The sequence below is a fragment of the Granulosicoccus antarcticus IMCC3135 genome (genome assembly GCF_002215215.1).
In the GTDB taxonomy this organism is placed as follows: Bacteria; Pseudomonadota; Gammaproteobacteria; order Granulosicoccales; family Granulosicoccaceae; genus Granulosicoccus; species Granulosicoccus antarcticus.
The window spans coordinates 1,982,168-1,999,873 of sequence record NZ_CP018632.1; the positions used below are offsets into that span (position 1 = coordinate 1,982,168).

General features: G+C 52.4%; 27 protein-coding genes. 26 read left to right on the plus strand and 1 reads right to left on the minus strand.

Annotated features, from left to right (window positions below; genetic code table 11):
* Positions 1 to 4 precede the first annotated feature (4 nt).
* The 8 genes from IMCC3135_RS08515 (at position 5) to IMCC3135_RS08550 (ending at position 8,317) form a co-directional block, all read left to right on the plus strand.
* Positions 5 to 688 (plus strand): energy-coupling factor ABC transporter permease, encoded by a 684-nt coding sequence (locus tag IMCC3135_RS08515; RefSeq protein ID WP_088917218.1) that lies wholly within the window; start codon positions 5 to 7, stop codon positions 686 to 688.
* Positions 689 to 718: 30 nt separating this feature from the next.
* A complete protein-coding gene (locus IMCC3135_RS08520) occupies positions 719 to 1,705 on the plus strand; it encodes a phosphotransferase enzyme family protein (RefSeq protein ID WP_088917219.1) in 987 nt (328 codons plus the stop codon).
* Positions 1,706 to 1,776: 71 nt separating this feature from the next.
* Entirely contained in the window at positions 1,777 to 2,856 is a 1,080-nt protein-coding gene (locus tag IMCC3135_RS08525) for a dipeptidase (RefSeq protein WP_088917220.1), read from the plus strand.
* A gap of 52 nt (positions 2,857 to 2,908) precedes the next feature.
* Positions 2,909 to 4,534 (plus strand): ABC transporter substrate-binding protein, encoded by a 1,626-nt coding sequence (locus IMCC3135_RS08530; protein ID WP_205737963.1) that lies wholly within the window; start codon positions 2,909 to 2,911, stop codon positions 4,532 to 4,534.
* Positions 4,535 to 4,652: 118 nt separating this feature from the next.
* Positions 4,653 to 5,738, plus strand: a complete 1,086-nt coding sequence (locus IMCC3135_RS08535) for an ABC transporter permease (protein WP_088917221.1) — start codon at positions 4,653 to 4,655, stop codon at positions 5,736 to 5,738.
* Positions 5,735 to 6,640, plus strand: coding sequence for an ABC transporter permease (locus IMCC3135_RS08540; protein ID WP_088917222.1), 906 nt, complete (start codon positions 5,735 to 5,737; stop codon positions 6,638 to 6,640). The genes IMCC3135_RS08535 and IMCC3135_RS08540 overlap by 4 nt, the downstream gene beginning before the upstream one ends.
* The gene (locus IMCC3135_RS08545) at positions 6,637 to 7,473 is read left to right on the plus strand and encodes an ABC transporter ATP-binding protein (RefSeq protein ID WP_088917223.1); all 837 of its coding nucleotides are present in this window, start codon (positions 6,637 to 6,639) and stop codon (positions 7,471 to 7,473) included. The genes IMCC3135_RS08540 and IMCC3135_RS08545 overlap by 4 nt, the downstream gene beginning before the upstream one ends.
* 79 nt (positions 7,474 to 7,552) lie before the next feature.
* Complete coding sequence (locus IMCC3135_RS08550; protein ID WP_088917224.1) at positions 7,553 to 8,317, plus strand: ABC transporter ATP-binding protein; 765 nt, start codon at positions 7,553 to 7,555, stop codon at positions 8,315 to 8,317.
* Here IMCC3135_RS08550 and IMCC3135_RS08555 read toward each other — a convergent pair.
* Positions 8,306 to 9,058 (minus strand): DNA-3-methyladenine glycosylase I, encoded by a 753-nt coding sequence (locus IMCC3135_RS08555; RefSeq protein WP_205737964.1) that lies wholly within the window; start codon positions 9,056 to 9,058, stop codon positions 8,306 to 8,308. The two genes, IMCC3135_RS08550 and IMCC3135_RS08555, sit on opposite strands and share 12 nt — an antisense overlap.
* A gap of 377 nt (positions 9,059 to 9,435) precedes the next feature.
* Here IMCC3135_RS08555 and rplC point away from each other — a divergent pair, with 377 nt between their 5' ends.
* From rplC to rpsE, 18 genes are all read left to right on the plus strand, one after another.
* Positions 9,436 to 10,089, plus strand: coding sequence for a 50S ribosomal protein L3 (gene rplC / locus IMCC3135_RS08560; protein ID WP_088921752.1), 654 nt, complete (start codon positions 9,436 to 9,438; stop codon positions 10,087 to 10,089).
* A gap of 4 nt (positions 10,090 to 10,093) precedes the next feature.
* A complete protein-coding gene (gene rplD / locus IMCC3135_RS08565) occupies positions 10,094 to 10,696 on the plus strand; it encodes a 50S ribosomal protein L4 (protein ID WP_088917225.1) in 603 nt (200 codons plus the stop codon).
* Entirely contained in the window at positions 10,693 to 10,992 is a 300-nt protein-coding gene (gene rplW / locus IMCC3135_RS08570; RefSeq protein ID WP_088917226.1) for a 50S ribosomal protein L23, read from the plus strand. The genes rplD and rplW overlap by 4 nt, the downstream gene beginning before the upstream one ends.
* A gap of 3 nt (positions 10,993 to 10,995) precedes the next feature.
* On the plus strand, positions 10,996 to 11,823 hold the full coding sequence (gene rplB, locus IMCC3135_RS08575) for a 50S ribosomal protein L2 (RefSeq protein WP_088917227.1): 828 nt from the start codon (positions 10,996 to 10,998) through the stop codon (positions 11,821 to 11,823).
* A gap of 13 nt (positions 11,824 to 11,836) precedes the next feature.
* Positions 11,837 to 12,109, plus strand: coding sequence for a 30S ribosomal protein S19 (rpsS, locus tag IMCC3135_RS08580; protein ID WP_088917228.1), 273 nt, complete (start codon positions 11,837 to 11,839; stop codon positions 12,107 to 12,109).
* A complete protein-coding gene (gene rplV, locus IMCC3135_RS08585; RefSeq protein ID WP_418251435.1) occupies positions 12,106 to 12,450 on the plus strand; it encodes a 50S ribosomal protein L22 in 345 nt (114 codons plus the stop codon). Before rpsS ends, rplV begins: the two co-directional genes overlap by 4 nt.
* A 3-nt stretch (positions 12,451 to 12,453) precedes the next feature.
* Positions 12,454 to 13,137, plus strand: coding sequence for a 30S ribosomal protein S3 (gene rpsC / locus IMCC3135_RS08590; RefSeq protein ID WP_088917230.1), 684 nt, complete (start codon positions 12,454 to 12,456; stop codon positions 13,135 to 13,137).
* A gap of 99 nt (positions 13,138 to 13,236) precedes the next feature.
* Entirely contained in the window at positions 13,237 to 13,650 is a 414-nt protein-coding gene (rplP, locus tag IMCC3135_RS08595; protein WP_088917231.1) for a 50S ribosomal protein L16, read from the plus strand.
* Complete coding sequence (rpmC, locus tag IMCC3135_RS08600; RefSeq protein WP_088917232.1) at positions 13,650 to 13,856, plus strand: 50S ribosomal protein L29; 207 nt, start codon at positions 13,650 to 13,652, stop codon at positions 13,854 to 13,856. The genes rplP and rpmC overlap by 1 nt, the downstream gene beginning before the upstream one ends.
* 2 nt (positions 13,857 to 13,858) lie before the next feature.
* Positions 13,859 to 14,140 carry a 30S ribosomal protein S17 gene (rpsQ, locus tag IMCC3135_RS08605; protein ID WP_088917233.1) on the plus strand — a complete coding sequence of 94 codons (282 nt, stop codon included), beginning with the start codon at positions 13,859 to 13,861 and terminating at the stop codon, positions 14,138 to 14,140.
* A gap of 55 nt (positions 14,141 to 14,195) precedes the next feature.
* Complete coding sequence (gene rplN / locus IMCC3135_RS08610; protein ID WP_088917234.1) at positions 14,196 to 14,564, plus strand: 50S ribosomal protein L14; 369 nt, start codon at positions 14,196 to 14,198, stop codon at positions 14,562 to 14,564.
* Positions 14,565 to 14,609: 45 nt separating this feature from the next.
* On the plus strand, positions 14,610 to 14,924 hold the full coding sequence (gene rplX / locus IMCC3135_RS08615) for a 50S ribosomal protein L24 (protein WP_088917235.1): 315 nt from the start codon (positions 14,610 to 14,612) through the stop codon (positions 14,922 to 14,924).
* A gap of 5 nt (positions 14,925 to 14,929) precedes the next feature.
* A complete protein-coding gene (gene rplE / locus IMCC3135_RS08620; protein ID WP_088917236.1) occupies positions 14,930 to 15,469 on the plus strand; it encodes a 50S ribosomal protein L5 in 540 nt (179 codons plus the stop codon).
* A gap of 13 nt (positions 15,470 to 15,482) precedes the next feature.
* Positions 15,483 to 15,788 carry a 30S ribosomal protein S14 gene (gene rpsN / locus IMCC3135_RS08625; RefSeq protein WP_088917237.1) on the plus strand — a complete coding sequence of 102 codons (306 nt, stop codon included), beginning with the start codon at positions 15,483 to 15,485 and terminating at the stop codon, positions 15,786 to 15,788.
* Positions 15,789 to 15,800: 12 nt separating this feature from the next.
* Positions 15,801 to 16,196, plus strand: a complete 396-nt coding sequence (gene rpsH / locus IMCC3135_RS08630; RefSeq protein ID WP_088917238.1) for a 30S ribosomal protein S8 — start codon at positions 15,801 to 15,803, stop codon at positions 16,194 to 16,196.
* Positions 16,197 to 16,219: 23 nt separating this feature from the next.
* The gene (gene rplF / locus IMCC3135_RS08635) at positions 16,220 to 16,753 is read left to right on the plus strand and encodes a 50S ribosomal protein L6 (protein WP_088917239.1); all 534 of its coding nucleotides are present in this window, start codon (positions 16,220 to 16,222) and stop codon (positions 16,751 to 16,753) included.
* Positions 16,754 to 16,777: 24 nt separating this feature from the next.
* On the plus strand, positions 16,778 to 17,131 hold the full coding sequence (gene rplR, locus IMCC3135_RS08640; protein ID WP_088917240.1) for a 50S ribosomal protein L18: 354 nt from the start codon (positions 16,778 to 16,780) through the stop codon (positions 17,129 to 17,131).
* Between the two features lie 65 nt (positions 17,132 to 17,196).
* A complete protein-coding gene (gene rpsE, locus IMCC3135_RS08645) occupies positions 17,197 to 17,706 on the plus strand; it encodes a 30S ribosomal protein S5 (protein WP_088917241.1) in 510 nt (169 codons plus the stop codon).

A 17,706-nucleotide genomic window follows, 5' to 3' on the forward strand; every position in this document is an offset into this window, starting at 1 on the left:
GCAGATGCATATAGAACCCGGAGTTGTGGAAGGATCGAAGATCCTGTTGAGTTATGGAACGGTGGCGGTATCGATCGCCATCGCAGTCAAGCACCTGAAAGAGGCGGTTGATGAGAACGGTTGGTTACCGTTGATTTTGAGGAGTGGCATCGCCAGTGTGTTGGTTTTCATGTTCTTCGAGCTGTTTCCTCACTACGCCGTGGGTGTGTCGGAAGTTCATTTGATTCTGGGAACCAGCTTGTTATTGCTCTTCGGCATTGCACCTGCCGCGGTAGGTCTGATGGTTGGTTTGCTGGCTCAGGGTGTCTTGTTTGCAGCCCCCGATTTACCTCAGTACGGCATGAACGTAACGACTCTGTTGATCCCCTTGTTTGCTGCCAATGCGCTGGCCCGCCGCATCATTCCGGCACGGACAGCCTATGTTGATATCAGTTATGCACAGGCATTCAAACTGTCCCTGGCCTATCAGGGCGGAATCGTCGTATGGGTGGGGTTCTGGGCTGTCTATGGCAATGGTTTTGGTGCCGAAAATCTGGTGCAGATCTCGTCCTTTGGTGCTGCTTATCTGACTGTGGTGCTGGTTGAGCCTTTGCTGGATCTGGCCTTGCTGGCCGGTGCAAAGAGCATCCATCAATTCAACGGCAGCATGTTGGTACAGAGACGAGTGCACAATGCGCAAATTAGCTGATGCCATTTGCAGGCTCGGTTATACGATCTGATGGAGCTTGATTGTGAAAGTATTGACCAGAGCGTTCGTGACGCTCTGGTCAACTGGGAGTTGCCTGCGAAGGTGACGCTGCGTCTGATCAATATTTCTGAAAACAGAACCTACCTGATAGAAGGCAGTTGCGGTTATCGCTCTATCCTCAGGCTTCATCGATCTGGGTATCACACACGTCTGGCCATCGAGAGTGAGCTGGCATGGATGCAAGCATTGCAGAGGCAAGGTTCGATCATTACACCGACCATCGTCGCCGGGCGTGATGGCCAGACAATCCAGGCACTCCTACCAGGCAAGCAGGCCTCGCCCCGATATCTGGTGATGTTCGAATACCTGGAGGGCGTTGAACCGCAATTTGGTGAGAACCATGAGGTCATGTTCGAGACGCTGGGTGCTATGGCCGCCTGTATGCATTTACACGCCATAGCCTGGCAGCGGCCAACGGAATTTCAGAGGCTGGTCTGGGATCTGGATGCCGTATTTGGTGATAAGCCTACCTGGGGTGACTGGCGAGATGCGCCTGGCATGAGTGACAAGGCGCAAGCGTGTCTTGAGCAGGTGCAGGTAGTCGTGGTGCAAAGACTGCTGGCGTATGGGAGTACGGCTGATCGTTTTGGTCTTATCCACGGTGACATGCGTCTGGCCAACCTGCTCATTCATGAAGAAGAGACTCGCCTGATTGATTTCGATGACTGCGGCATTGGCTGGTATCTGTTTGATTTTGCCGCTGCCATCAGTTTCATGGAAGATCATTCACAAGTACCTCGTTTACTGAAGGCCTGGTTGTGCGGTTATCGCCGCCACCGAGCCCTGGATGAAGAGCAGGTGGCCGTGATCCCCACGCTTGTAATGCTCAGGCGCCTGTCTCTATGTGCCTGGATGGGAACCCATCCCGAAGTCGATGTCGTGCAGCAACTGCGCGCAGACTTCGTCAGCAATACGCTCAGGCTGGGGGAGACCTATCTGCGCGAGCAGCGAGGGTAGGGGCTCATTGAGGAGGCATCGCAGTGCTATGCTGGGTTGAAGACCAGCAACATAGATGATTGGAACACTTCATGGCAGGTAGTAATCATGTCAATTCCTCAGGCCGTGTGTTTGACGGACATAACGATGTACTGAGCAAGCTGATGACGGCTGGTGGTGTTGCCGCTGCCGAATCCTTTCTTGGCAGTACTGATTTTGATATCGACCTTCAGAAAGCTGCGGCAGGTAATCTGGGTGGTGGCTTCTTTGCTATGTGGGTGGCCTCGCCCTCCACCGGTGTCGACTATCAGGAAATGATGACGCAGGCAAAGTATGACGTGCCCTTGCCCGAGTTGGTTGAGCGCCGCGCAGCCCTGGATGTGGTTATGCAGCAGGCAGCCATCCTCATGCGTTTACAGGAGCTGGGCGCTGTTGAAATCTGCACCTCAGTGAAGTCTCTGCGGCAGTGTTTCAAGACAGATCGTCTGGCAGCAGTGCTCCACCTGGAAGGTTGTGAAGCTATTGATCCCGAATTTCATGCATTGGATGTTCTGTATGCAGCCGGTCTGCGTTCGCTCGGCCCGGTCTGGAGTCGTCCGACTGTTTTTGGCGAGGGTGTGCCATTCCGTTTTCCCGCAACGCCCGACATTGGTGCGGGGCTGACGGATCTTGGCCTGGAGCTGATCAGGCGCTGCAATACCAAGGGTATCCTGGTTGACTTGTCGCACCTTAATCAGAAAGGCTTTGAAGATGTGGCACGGCTCAGCCGACACCCCTTGGTAGCCACTCATTCCAACGCTCACCCCTTGTGCAAGCATGCTCGCAATCTGACCAATGACCAGCTGGAGCAGATCAAGGCAAGTCGCGGAATGGTCGGGTTGAATTTCGCCTCAGCCTTTTTGCGTGAAGATGGGCGCATGCTGAAGGATGTGCCGATTGAGCAGATGTTGCGACATCTGGATCACCTGATTGAGTTTGTAGGTGAGGACAGTGTAGGCTTAGGTTCGGATTTCGATGGAGCGGAGATACCCGAAGATATACAGGATGCCAGTGGTTTACCTAAGCTGGTCGCAGCCATGCAACAACATGGCTACGGCGAAACGTTGATTGCCAAGTTGTGCCACGGCAACTGGTTCAGGGTTCTTGAAGAAACCTGGCATGCCCAGGATTGACCATACACATTGGCTTTCGCCAATGAATTGAAACGAAGGAGATCGCAGAAAGATGACGAGTAATTTCAGCAAGCCGTTACGACGGCGTGTATTTTTCAAGCAATCACTGTTCTCTCTGGCGCTGTGCGCGACAGTGGGTATGGGCGGCACTTTGCAGGCTGCTACCCCCGATAACATGTTGGTTATTGCGCACCGCATCGATGACATAGTCACGCTGGATCCGGCTCAATCATTCGAGTTTGCCGGTGCTGACGTTAACTACAACATCTATGGAAAATTGGTCAACTTCGACCCTTTGAACCTGGATGCAGGCTATCAGCCAGATCTGGCAGAGAGCTGGGAAGTCTCGGAGGATGGTAAATCCATCACTTTCACGATGCGTGAAGGGGTGAAATTCCACTCAGGTAATCCAGTGACCGCTGAAGACGCTGCATTTTCACTGCAACGGGTCATCAAATTGAACAAGACTCCGGCGTTCATTCTCACGCAGTTTGGTTTCACGCCGGAAAATGTTGAAGAGACGATCGTTGCCGACGGCAATACACTGACGATCACGACTGACAAGAAATACGCCACCTCTTTCGTACTCAACTGCCTGACATCCACGATTGGCGCTATTGTTGAAAAAGCCCTGGTCATGGAAAACGAGAAGGAAGGGGATCTGGGTAATGACTGGCTGGCTACCCATTCAGCGGGATCCGGTGCCTACAAGCTTGTTAACTGGAAGCCATCCGAATCCTACACGCTGGCTGCAAACCCCGATTTTTACCTGGGTGAGCCCGGCATGAAGCGGGTTATCGTGCAGCACATTCAGGAATCCACCACGCAGCGTCTGCTGCTGGAAAAAGGCGATGTTGACGTTGCGCGTAATCTGAATCCTGAAGATGTCGCAGGACTGGAAGGTAATGAAGAGGTGGCTGTCGATACCGATCTGAAGGGCAACCTCATGTACATCTCCTTCAACCAGAAGAATGAGCAACTCTCCAACCCCAAGGTCATTGAAGCGATCAAGTACCTGGTCGACTATAACGGTATGGAAAACAGCTTCCTGAAAGGGCAGTGGCGCGTGCATCAAAGCTTTCTGCCAGCGACCTACCTGGGAGCCATTGAGGACAAGCCATACAGCTTCAACCTGGAGAAGGCCAAGGCACTGCTGGCTGAATCGGGTGTAGAGAATATCGAGTTCGAGGCCGGTGTACGTGAAGCACAAGAGCGTATCGAGATCGCCCAGTCATTGCAGAATACCTTTGCTCAGGCGGGTATCAAGATGAACATCACAGTCGGAACCGGCAAACAGATTCTGACCCGCTTTCGAGCACGTGAACTGGATATGTATCTGGGTGCCTGGGGACCGGATTACCCTGATCCACAGACCAATGCGGGTACTTTTGCCTTCAATCCTGACAACTCGGACGAAGCACAGGCAACAGGCCTCCTGGCGTATCGAAACGCATGGGATCCGGGTCCGTTTACCGCTGTTGTCGAAGAAGCTGTGGTTGAGGGTGATAACGACAAGCGTCGAGCCATGTACGAACAGTTGCAACGTGACTTTCAGGCGACTGCGCCTTTTGTGATCATGTTCCAGAAGACTGAGCAGAGCGGACGTCAGGCGAAAGTACAGAACTTCACCATTGGTGGTCCTGTAACAGCGTCTGCTTACTGGCCTGTCTCTAAATAGGTCATCTGGTCATTATGCTATTGAACGGATCGGCTCGAGACAGGGCTTTGGATAGTATCCTGGGCAGATTCCTGGACAGGTTCCTGAACAGAGTTCTGGACAGGGGGCTTCTGTCAATATGAACGAGCCGGTCTCTCAATCTTTATCCGCGGCCTCTCGTCCACCACGCTCACAGTGGTGGATGAGGACAGGTGTTCGGGTATTGAGCACGCTGGGCATGATTCTGGTAACCATGCTCGGCCTGCTGTTCGTAACGTTCATCATCGGCCGTGTCATGCCCATTGATCCAGTACTCTCAATTGTGGGAGAGCGTGCGAGCAAGGAGGTGTACGATGCCGCCTATCTGGCCATGGGGCTGGACAAACCCTTGCTGGTTCAATTCTTTGTCTACCTGTGGGACGTCATCCATGGAGACTTTGGCCAATCCCTGTTGAATTCTCGCCCGGTTCTGGAAGATATCAAGCGCGTCTTTCCAGCCACACTGGAGCTTGCGACACTGGGGACCTTGATGGGAGTTCTGATCGGTGTGCCGCTGGGTGTCATTAGTGCCGTCAAGCGAGATTCCTGGATCGATCAGATTACCCGCGTCGTTGCGCTGGTGGGCTATTCCATGCCTATCTTCTGGCTGGGCCTGGTAGGTCTCTTGGTATTTTACGGCGTGCTAGGGTGGGTTGGAGGCCCGGGTCGTGTCGGTATTTTCTATGTGGATATCGTGCCTGTCGTCACCGGCATGATTCTGGTAGACAGTGCGCTTGATGGTCAGTGGGACGTATTTCGCGATGCTCTCAGTCATATCGTTCTTCCTGCCAGTATTCTGGGCTATTACAGTCTGGCCTATATCAGCCGCATGACACGTTCCTTCATGCTGGAACAGTTGGGGTCGGAATACATCACTACCGCGCGCGTCAAGGGTCTTTCGGAATGGACCGTCATCACGCGCCACGCATTCGGTAACATCAAGGTGCAGCTGATCACCGTGATTGCCCTGAGTTATGCCAGCCTGCTTGAAGGCTCGGTGTTGACTGAAATCATTTTTGCCTGGCCGGGAATAGGCAGCTATATCACTACCGCCTTGTTGTCGGCAGACATGAATGCGGTGCTGGGAGGCACGGTAGTCATCGGACTTGTATTTGTGTGTCTCAACGTTTTCTCTGATCTGCTTTATGCCTTCTTCGATCCACGCTCCCGTGATGATGCCTTGTGAGTAATCTGCAAAGTTGGCTCAACAGCGATAGTCCTGAATCACGACTGCAGGCTCGCGTGGCAGCGCTCTACCACGGCTGGCAGGAATTCAAGACCAACCGTCTTGCACTGTTGGGTCTGTTCATACTGATCCTGCTGCTGCTTATTGCTGTGTTCGCCCCCTGGATCAGTCCACACGATCCTTTCGAGCAGAATCTGGCTGGTCGTCTTCAGCCCATGGGTGCTGAAGGGCATTTGCTGGGCACCGATTCTCTGGGGCGAGATATCCTCAGCAGGCTGATCCATGGCTCAAGAATCACCTTGTATATTGTGGGCCTGGTGGCCTTGATTGCCCCGGTCCTGGGTTTGCTGATCGGTACCGTTGCTGGCTATCTGGGCGGTTGGGTGGACATCGTGCTGATGCGATTCACGGATATTTTTCTGGCGTTCCCAAGGCTGGTGCTGGCGCTGGCATTCGTTGCGGCACTGGGTGCGGGTATTGAAAACGCTGTGCTAGCCATTGCTCTGACAGCATGGCCGCCCTATGCGCGTATTGCGCGTGCCGAGACTCTCAGTATTCGACGCTCTGACTACATCAGTGCCGTCAAGCTGCAGGGGGCGGGGGCGCTACGTATCATTACGCGTCATATCTGGCCACTGTGCATCGCATCGCTGGTGGTACGTATCACACTGGATATGGCTGGGATCATTCTGGCGGCAGCCGGCCTGGGCTTTCTGGGGCTGGGCGCACGCCCGCCTTCGCCCGAATGGGGCGCCATGATAGCGGAAGGGCGCCGTTTCATACTGGATTTCTGGTGGGTTGCCACTATCCCCGGTATTGCCATATTTGTTGTGAGCCTTGCATTCAATCTGCTGGGTGATGGTCTGCGTGATCTTCTGGATCCGAAGAGTGGTGCCTCATGAATTTGCTGGAAGTTGAAGACCTCAAGGTTTCTTTCCCGACACGTAATGGTGTGTTCGATGCTGTGCGAGGTGTCTCGTTCTCTCTGGGTCATGAGCGTCTTGGGATCGTGGGTGAGTCCGGGTCAGGGAAGTCGCTGACTGGCCGCGCCATATTGCGCCTGATTCGACCGCCCGGAAAGATGAGTGCTGCCCGAATGTCGCTTGAGGGCGATGATCTGCTCGCCATGAGCGACAAAGCTATGCGTGCGGTACGCGGTCAGCGAATCTCCATGGTTATGCAGGATCCCAAGTTTTCTCTGAACCCGGTGATGACAGTCGGTGCGCAGATTGTTGAGGCCTACCGACAAAACGATCGAAGCAGCCGTCGTGAGCGCCGTCAGAAGGCGCTGGACATGCTTGATGCGGTAGCTATCCGTGATCCGGAGCGTGTTTTCAATGCCTACCCGCACGAGTTATCCGGAGGTATGGGGCAGCGCGTGATGATCGCCATGATGCTTATTCCGAACCCACGTATTCTGATTGCTGATGAGCCGACCTCGGCACTGGATGTGACGGTGCAGATGCAAGTGCTCAATATCATGGACAAGCTGGTATCACAGAGGGGGATGGGACTGATTTTCATCAGCCACGATCTCAATCTGGTCTCCTCTTTCTGTGATCGGGTACTGATCATGTACGGTGGACGGGTGGTGGAAACCTGTCGAGCGGATGAGCTATACCAAGCCAAGCATCCCTACACTCAGGGGTTGCTTGATTCATTACCCAGACTGGATGCACCCAGCAAGCGCTTATCCGTGCTTCAGCGTGATCCTGCGTGGAGGGACGCCGGGTGAGAAAGCCTTTTCAGAAGTCGGCTGTTCTTGCAGGTCGTGGGTATGCAGATCCGGCAGGCAATCTGGTTAAACAAAGCTCATGAGCGACGGTATCGTCATAGACCAGCTGAATGTCTGGTTCGGTCAGCATCATGATCGTGTGCAGGCTGTGAAGGATGTGAGCCTGAAGGTACCCGCCGGTGCTTCGGTTGGTCTTGTCGGTGAAAGTGGTTCCGGCAAGTCGACTATCCTGCGAGCACTGACAGGGTTGGTCAATACCTGGTCAGGAACTTTAGAGGTTGCCGGAGAAACGTTGGGCAAACAGCGCTCCCGGTCGTTCTACAACACGGTGCAAATGGTGTTTCAAGACCCCTATGCGTCATTGCATCCACGTCATTCGGTCGATCAGGTGCTGAGCGAAACACTCTCATTGCACAAGCTGGATAATATAGACGGTCGCATTGTCAGTCTGCTGGAGGATGTCGGTCTGGGTCGCCAGTTCCGGTTTCGTTATCCGCATCAGCTCTCGGGCGGGCAGCGTCAGCGAGTTGCTATTGCTCGTGCCCTTGCTGCAGAGCCATCTATTTTATTGCTGGATGAGCCGACGTCAGCCCTGGATGTTTCGGTACAGGCAGAAATTCTCAATCTGTTGAGTGATCTGCGCGAGCAACGTCAATTGACCTATCTGATGGTGTCTCACAATCTGGCTGTCGTCGGCCACCTGTGTGAGTCGGTGGCTGTCATGCAAAGTGGTGAAATTGTGGAGATGCTGTCAGTGGAAGATTTACGCAGCAACAATGCAACCCAGCCGTATACAAGGGAGTTGCTGACAAGTTCACTGGGGTATGTGCGCTCAGACATCTAGAATGGTTGCTTGCGCAGTTGGCTCAGCATGTTGGCATTCTAAGCTCTGAGGATCGCACAACGGACGCTTGAACGTTTTCCGTGCCTGTTCAACGGGTTGTCGGCAGTGGCAATCAGACACATGATCATTGACGATTCCCAGTGCCTGCATCAACGCATACATGGTAGTCGGGCCGACAAAGCTCCAGCCACGCCGTTTCAGGGCCTGGCTCAGGGCCGTGGATTCTATGGATGTCGGATTGACCTCCAGCCAGTCACGCGTCACGCAGGCGGGACGTTGCGCAGCTGGCGGCTCGAACTGCCAGAAGAAGCCTGCGATAGACCCAACCTCATCCTGAAGAGCGAGTGCACATTGCGCATTGTTGATTGTTGATCGAATCTTGCGCCTGTTTCGAATGATGCGAGCGTCCTGCATCAGTCTGTCTACATCAGTATCAGTAAACTGTGCGACAAGGGAAATGTCGAATCCCTTGAACACCTCTCTGAACGCGGGCCTTCGATGCAGGATGGTGCGCCAGCTGAGTCCTGACTGGAATCCCTCGAGACATACTTTCTCGAAGAACAGCTGATCGCAGTCTATCGGGTGTCCCCATTCAGTGTCGTGATAGTGCTGGAATACGGGATCATTGACTGGAAGAGGGCAGCCGACACTATCTGTCATGGTTTCAGTCCAGATTTCACGGGTTGATGAGGTTGATTCAGCTATCGGCAATACGGCGTAGATTATGTGTGCCACGTTCATGAATAGCTGAGAAAGATTAAAGAATGCGGTAGCATTGCCGCAATACCTCGCTCTGACGGCAATCTCTGAGTCTGTATTTTCAGGATTACACCTGATGAGCGCATCCATAACACCGGTATTGGTAAAAAGGCGATCGTAAGGGTAGCGATAGCGATATTTAGGTGTTATAGTGGTGCACTAACCAACTCGGCGTGGTCACCCCGCTGAGTTTTGTATTTATTTCGGTTGTATTACTTCGTTCCGGGCTGCACGGCTCGGCTACAAATCAACCCCCGATAAACAGTTCGCCGCCAAGCGATCTGCACCACATGGGGGGATGGCGAGTGGTCCCACTGTGCGTGCTGTTTTGGACGTTATTGAGTATGTGGGAGAAAACGATGACTCTTGGTGTAGTTGGCCGCAAACTGGGCATGACGCGTGTATTCGACGACACGGGCGTTTCAACGCCTGTTACGGTCATCGAAGTAGCGAAAAACCGAATCACTGCTAGAAAAACCATGGAACGTGACGGTTACGTCAGCGTTCAGGTGACTACCGGTGAAAAGAAAGCCATTCATTTGAGCAAAGCGCAGATTGGCCATTTCGCCAAAGCTGGCGTTGGTGCTGGACGTGGTCTCTGGGAATTCCGTCTTGAAGGCGAAGAAGGTAGCGACCTCGAAGTAGGTGGCGAATTTGGCATGGAGATCTTTGAACTCGGCCAGAAAGTAGACGTATCAGGCACCAGTATCGGTAAAGGTTTTGCCGGTGGTGTGAAGCGTCATAACTTCCAGATGCAGGATGCCACTCACGGTAACTCTCTGTCTCATCGTGCGCCCGGTTCAATCGGTCAGAACCAGACGCCAGGACGAGTGTTCAAAGGCAAGAAAATGGCAGGACATATGGGTGCAGTCAGTCGCACTACACAAAACCTGCAAGTGGTACGAATCGATGAGGGTCGTGAAGTCATTCTCATTAAGGGTGCAGTGCCCGGCGCCGATGGCAGCGACGTTATCATCAAGCCGGCCGTCAAGCAAAAGAACGCAAAGAGCTAAGACGATGGATTTAAAAACACATAGCGGCGGATCTGTATCCGTTGCAGACTCCGTTTTTGGAGTTGATTACAACGAAGGTCTGGTTCACCAGATCGTGACTGCCTATCTGGCAGCGGCACGTGCCGGAACTTCAGCGCAGAAAACGCGTTCAGAAGTTAGCGGTGGTGGTGCAAAGCCTTGGCGTCAGAAGGGTACAGGTCGTGCTCGTGCTGGTACTTCACGTAGTCCTATCTGGACTGGTGGTGGCGTAACGTTCGCTTCCAAGACTCGTGATTACTCACAGAAAGTCAATAAGAAAATGTATCGCGGTGCGATTCGTTCGATTCTGTCGCATGCAGCAGCTGAAGGTCGGTTGATTGTTGTTGACAGTCTTGAAGTTACAGAGTCCAAGACCAAGGCTATGAAGGCGAAGATGGCCGAGCTGGGTGTCAAGAAAGTTCTGTTTCTGATGGATGACGTGACTGAGTCCGTTTATCTGGCCAGCCGTAATATTCCCTACGTACAGGTGCTTGATGTCGAAGGCGTCGATCCTGTCAGTCTGGTGCGTTTTCCGCACATCGTCGCCACTGCGGCGGCCGTGAAGCAGCTGGAGGAGCGCTTTTCATGAATGACCAACGTCTCTATCAGGTGATTCTCGCACCTCATATTTCGGAGAAGACTGCAACTGCATCCGAGCTGGAAGGTCGTCATACCTTTCGTGTTGCCAATAACGCAACAAAGCTGGAAGTTCGCAAGGCCGTCGAAAAATTATTCGATGTGACTGTGCGCAGCGTGCAAATTGTCAATGTTCACGGCAAGACCAAGCGATTTGGTCAAAGTGAAGGCAAGCGCTCTGATTGGAAAAAGGCCATCGTCCGCCTGGCTGAAGGGCAGGACATCGACTTCATGGGTATGGAGGCTTAGATCATGGCTCTCGTAAAGTCAAAACCGACATCGCCCGGAAAGCGGTTTCAGGTTCGAGTAGTTAACAAAGACCTTTCCAAGGAAGGTCCATACGAGCCATTGGTCGAAAGTCTGTCCAAGTCTGGTGGTCGTAACAACAAAGGTCGCATCACTACCCGTCATATCGGTGGTGGACACAAGCGTCGTTATCGAGTAATCGATTTCAAACGCAACAAGGACGGCATTCCCGCAGTAGTTGAGCGTCTGGAATACGATCCTAACCGTACAGCCCATATTGCTCTGCTCAAGTATGCAGACGGTGAGCGTCGTTATATTCTGGCTCCCAAGGGTGTTGCTGCTGGCACACCTCTGATGTCAGGTCGCGAATCTGCAATCAAGCCAGGTAACTGCTTGCCATTGGCCAACATTCCAGTTGGTTCGACTGTTCATGCAATCGAGCTCAAGCCAGGTCGCGGTGCACAGGTTGCTCGTAGTGCCGGCGCTGCTGTTCAGTTGGTTGCACGAGAAGGCATGTACGCCACGTTGCGTTTGCGTTCTGGTGAGATGCGACGTGTGCAGACTGATTGTCGCGCCACTATTGGTGAAGTTGGCAACTCAGAGCATTCATTGCAGAAACTCGGTAAGGCTGGTGCTCAGCGCTGGCGTGGTGTTCGTCCAACCGTTCGCGGTGTGGCGATGAACCCGGTCGATCATCCACATGGTGGTGGTGAAGGCCGTACATCGGGTGGTCGTCATCCTGTAAGTCCTTGGGGCACGCCTACCAAGGGTTACAAAACTCGTTCAAACAAACGTACCGACAGCATGATCGTGCGTCGTCGCAGCAAGAAATAGGAGGTAGAGACTCGTGCCACGTTCCCTGAAAAAAGGCCCGTTCGTCGATTATCACCTCGTTAAGAAGGTCGATGAAGCTCGCGCCGCAAATAGCAAGCGTCCAATCAAGACATGGTCGCGCCGATCAATGATCCTGCCTGACATGGTGGGCCTGACCATAGCCGTTCATAACGGTCGTGTACATGTGCCGGTATTGGTTTCCGAAAACATGGTAGGGCACAAGCTTGGTGAGTTCGCGGCTACGCGTACTTACAAAGGCCACGTCGCTGACAAGAAATCGAGATAGTCATGCAAGTCGAATCAACATTGAAGATGGCCCGCATCTCACCGCAGAAAGTGCGGTTGGTTGCAGATCAGATCCGTGGGCTCCCTGTCGAAGGTGCGCTGGAGCTTCTTACTTTTAGTGAGAAGAAAGCCGGTGGCCTTATCAAGAAGCTGGTAGATAGTGCTATTGCCAACGCCGAGCACAATGAAGGCGCCGACATCGATGAGCTGAAAATTTCAGCCATACAAGTTAATGCAGGGCCAGTCATGAAGCGCCTGCGAGCCAGAGCAAAAGGCCGAGGTAACCGAATTCTCAAGCGTACCAGTCATATTACCGTGACCGTTTCGGACGGCAGGAGCTAAACGATGGGTCAAAAAGTACATCCGATTGGTATCCGCCTGGGTATATCCCAGGATTGGAATTCCACCTGGTATGCCGGTAGTGAAGACTATGCGAACTACCTGAACGATGACATCAAGATTCGAAAATTCCTGAAAAAGGAACTTTCACATGCTTCTGTCAGCCGTATTCAGATTCAACGTCCTGCCAAGTCGATCATCATCACGATCCACTCAGCTCGTCCGGGAATCGTCATCGGTAAGAAGGGTGAAGACGTAGAACGTCTGCGCCGTGTACTGGCGCCGATGCTGGGAATCAACATCAACAATGTGAAGATCAACATTGCTGAAATCCGCAAGCCGGAGTTGGATGCTCAGCTGGTCGCTGAAGGTGTCGCTCAGCAGTTGGAACGTCGAGTCATGTTCCGACGTGCCATGAAGCGTGTATTGACTAACACCATGCGCCTTGGTGCTCAAGGTGTGAAGATTGCCGTATCCGGTCGACTGAACGGGGCAGAGATTGCTCGTCGCGAGTGGTATCACGATGGACGTGTTCCATTGCATACTCTCCGTGCTGACATCGACTACGGCGTTGCCGAGGCGCATACTACCTATGGTGTTATCGGCATCAAGGTCTGGATCTGTCACGGTGAAGTGTTCGACCTCGAAGAAAAACGCTCTAAAAGCGTTGCTAACACCACCAGCAAGTAAAAGGCTGGCGATTCAAATCAAGAGACCTGGCTGAACATGAACCGTAAGGTTCATGTTTCGCAAAACAATGAGTCTCGGTAGTAGACAGAGCAACGAGAAATGCTTCAACCAAAAAGAACCAAATTCAGGAAACAGCACACGGGGCGAAACCGTGGTCTGGCTCAGAACGGCAACAAGGTCAGCTTCGGCGAATATGGCCTGAAAGCGACTGCTCGCGGTCGTTTGACTGCCCGTCAGATCGAATCTGCCCGTCGTGCCATGACACGTCACATCAAGCGTGGTGGTAAAATCTGGATCCGAATCTTCCCTGACACACCTGTCACCAAGAAGCCAATCGAAGTTCGAATGGGTAAAGGTAAAGGTAACGTCGAGTACTGGGTAGCCAAGATCCAACCTGGCAAGATGCTCTATGAAATGGAAGGCGTTTCAGAAGAGATAGCACGCGAGGCATTTGCCCTGGCAGCTGCTAAATTGCCGCTCGGTACCCAATTTGTTGTGAGGACTGCAGCGTAATGGCTGATACAAACGCATCAGAGCTCAAGACCAAATCGGTTGAAGAGCTGAACACAGAGCTTAGCGGCCTGTTTCGTGAACAATTCAACCTGCGTATGCAGCGTGGATCGGGACAAGACGTAAAGCCGCACAATTTCAAGCGGGTGCGCCGTCAGATCGCGCGCATCAAGACTATCATCCACCAGAAGCAGTCTGCAGGGGCCTGATTATGAGTGAGCAGAACGAATCAGCCACAGTAGGCTCTAGTACTCGGACAGTTGTTGGTCGTGTTACCAGCAATAAGATGGAACAAACTGCCACTGTGCAGGTTGAACGTCGCATCAAGCATCCTATCTATGGCAAGTACATGCGCCGTAGTAAGAAGTATCATGTGCATGATGAAAAGAACGAACTGAACATCGGCGATATGGTTCAGATCAAAGAGTGCCGACCTTTGTCCAAGACCAAATCCTGGACTCTGGACAAGGTACTCGTCGAAGCAGCTGAATAAGGCTGTTGTCGATAATGAACATTAACAATCGTGGCTGGATAAAGAGTAGCGTCCGATGATTCAAATGCAAACTGTCCTCAATGTGGCAGACAACAGTGGCGCACGCCGAGTAATGTGCATCAAGGTGTTGGGTGGATCGCACCGTCGATACGCGCGAGTAGGCGACGTCATCAAGGTTAGTGTCAAAGACGCTATCCCTAGAGGCAAGGTCAAGAAGGGTGAAGTCTATAATGCAGTAGTAGTACGTACTGCAAAGGCAATTCGCCGCGGTGATGGTTCTGCAATTCGATTTGACGCCAATGCGGCTGTCATCCTGAATGCAAAGCTGGAGCCGGTAGGAACCCGTATCTTTGGCCCCGTGACTCGTGAACTTCGTAACGAAAAGTTCATGAAGATCGTCTCCCTCGCACCTGAAGTGCTGTAAGGCGCGGACGGGATCGACAAGCCAAAACGGCGAATAGGCAAGAATATGCAACGTATCAAACAAGGCGACGATGTCATCGTACTCGTCGGTAGGGACAAAGGTCGACGGGGTAAGGTTGAATCCATACTCGGTGACCGTGTAATTGTTGACGGAATCAACCTGGTCAAGAAGCACGCCAAGGGCAACCCTCAGATGGGTGATCCGGGTGGCATCCAGGAAAAGGAACTGTCAATTCATATATCGAATGTTGCGCTGTTCAACGCTTCTTTAAAGAAGGGTGGGCGCATCGGGTTTCGCACAAACGATGAAGATCAGAAGGAACGTTTTTTCCTTTCTGATTCTTCCTCAGTGGACAGTTGAGCGTCATGGCCAGGTTAATAGCAGATTACCGCGAGAGAATTATTCCTCTGATGATGGAGGAGCATAAGTACCAAAGCATCATGCAGGTACCTCGCATTGAGAAGATCACCATCAACATGGGTCTCGGTGAGGCTCTGGGTGACAAGAAGGTACTTGAGCATGCTGTCAAGGACATGACTGCAATCAGCGGGCAGAAGCCTGTCGTGACTGTTGCTCGCAAATCAATTGCGGGTTTCAAGATTCGTGACGGTTATCCTATCGGTGCCAAAGTGACTTTGCGTCGGGCTCGTATGTTTGAATTTCTCGACCGTCTTGTTGCAGTATCCATTCCCCGTATTCGTGACTTTCGTGGCATCAGCCCCAAGTCATTTGACGGACGTGGCAACTACAGCATGGGCGTGAAGGAACAGATCATCTTCCCTGAGATCGAATACGACAAGATTGATGCAGTGCGTGGTATGGATATCACTATCACTACCTCTGCGAAGACTGATGCAGAAGCCTTGTCACTGTTGAAGAAATTCAACTTTCCTTTCCGCCAATAGGAACGCGACACTCATGGCAAAGAAATCAATGATTGCGCGCGAGAACAAGCGCACCAAGCTGGTAAAACAGTTTGCAGACAAACGAACTGTTCTGAAAGAGACGATCTCTTCAGAAGAAGTAAGCTTTGAAGAAAAAATGGAAGCGGTTACCGCTTTGCAAAAACTGCCGCGTGATTCTTCACCGGCACGTCAGCGTAACCGCTGCCGTATCACAGGTAGGCCTCATGGGTACTATCGTAAATTTGGCCTTAGCCGTAACAAGCTTCGTGAAGCAGCCATGCGCGGTGACGTGCCTGGTCTTGTTAAAGCAAGCTGGTAGGAGAATTCAATCATGAGTATGTCTGACCCCATAGCCGACATGCTGACCCGTATTCGTAACGGTCAGCAGGCGCGCAAGGTATCGGTATCCATGCCCGCAGCGAAACTGAAGTCCAGTGTCGCGCAGGTATTGCAAGATGAAGGTTACGTTGGAAGCTTCAGCACTGAAGTTGTCGACGGCAAGCCCACTCTGACCGTTACATTGAAGTATTTTGATGGTAAGCCCGTCATCGACAAGATCAAGCGAATCAGTCGTCCTGGTCTACGACAGTATGAAGGTGCCAACTCAATCCCCGAAGTTCTCGGTGGGCTAGGTATTGCCGTTATCTCCACCTCTCATGGTGTGATGACTGGTAGACAAGCCGCCGCCCAGGGTTTTGGTGGCGAAATCATCTGCACCGTCAGCTAATCGGCGCTCCGGAGAATATAACAATGTCACGCGTAGCAAAACAACCGATTGAGGTGCCTAAGGGCGTCGAAGTCACAATTAGTGGTCAGGACGTTAGTGCCAAGGGTCCCAAGGGACAAGAGTCCGTTACTCTGCACAAAGATGTCGCTGTAACTCTCGAAGATGGTGTTTTAGGTGTTTCTACATCTAGCAAGGACCAGAAGTCCGTCGCCATGACAGGCACAATGCGTTCACTGTTGAACAACCTGGTAACAGGCGTCAACACAGGCTTTCAAAAGAAGCTGGAACTGCGTGGTGTTGGATATCGTGCGCAGGCTCAAGGTAGTAACCTGAACCTGACTCTCGGTTTTTCACATCCGGTAGTTCACAAGGTGCCGAACGGCATTACGATTGAAACACCGAGTCAAACCGAAATCATCGTCAGTGGAATCAACAAGCAGGTTGTTGGTCAGGTAGCTGCTGACATTCGTGGTTATCGTCCTCCTGAGCCTTACAAGGGCAAGGGTGTTCGATATGTCGACGAGTACGTCGCCATGAAAGAAGCCAAGAAGAAGTAGAGCCGCGCAGAAGAGAATTCGAGAATGGATAAGAAAATTAGTCGTCTGCGTCGTGCCAAGCGTACGCGCGCCAAAATCCGCGAACTCAGTGTTGCTCGCCTGACCATTCATCGTACACCACGGCATATCTATGCCCAGGTGATCGATGCTGATGGTAGTCGAGTACTGGCTGCAGCTTCGTCCGTGAGCAAGGACCTTCGTGGTTCCTTGAAGAATGGCGGTAATGTCGATGCTGCTGTCAGCGTTGGTAAAAGCATCGCCGAAAAAGCCACTGCCGCAGGAGTTAGCCAAGTTGCTTTCGATCGTGCTGGCTTCAAATACCACGGTCGTGTGAAAGCGCTGGCCGATGCAGCCCGTGAAAACGGTCTGAAATTCTGATTACGGCGCAGATTGCGGCATGGCTGCCTTTGTGCAGCCAAAACCCCGGGACTCGGTAAAAAAGTATGGCACAGAACGATTACAATCAAAGCAGCGACGGATACATCGAAAAGCTGGTCACGATCAACCGCGTGGCAAAAGTAGTTAAAGGCGGACGTCAGTTCGGTTTTACAGCACTGACAGTTGTTGGTGATGGCAATGGTCGTGTAGGACTTGGCTATGGCAAGGCGCGTGAAGTGCCTTTGGCTATCCAGAAGGCTATGGAAAAAGCCCGTCGCGACATGAAGACTGTTTCTCTGAATGATGGAACACTTCAGTACCCGTTGAAGGGTCGTCACGGTGCAGCACGTGTTTACATGCAACCTGCATCTGAAGGTACTGGTATCATTGCGGGCGGTGCTATGCGCGCTGTTTTCGAGGCTGTTGGAGTACGCAACGTCCTGGCAAAGATCATCGGCACTAACAACCCAATCAACGTTGTGCGCGCCACTATCGCTGGCCTGAACAGCATGCAGAGCCCTGAGACTGTAGCCGCAAAGCGTGGCAAGACAGTCGCAGAGATCAAGGGAGAGTAA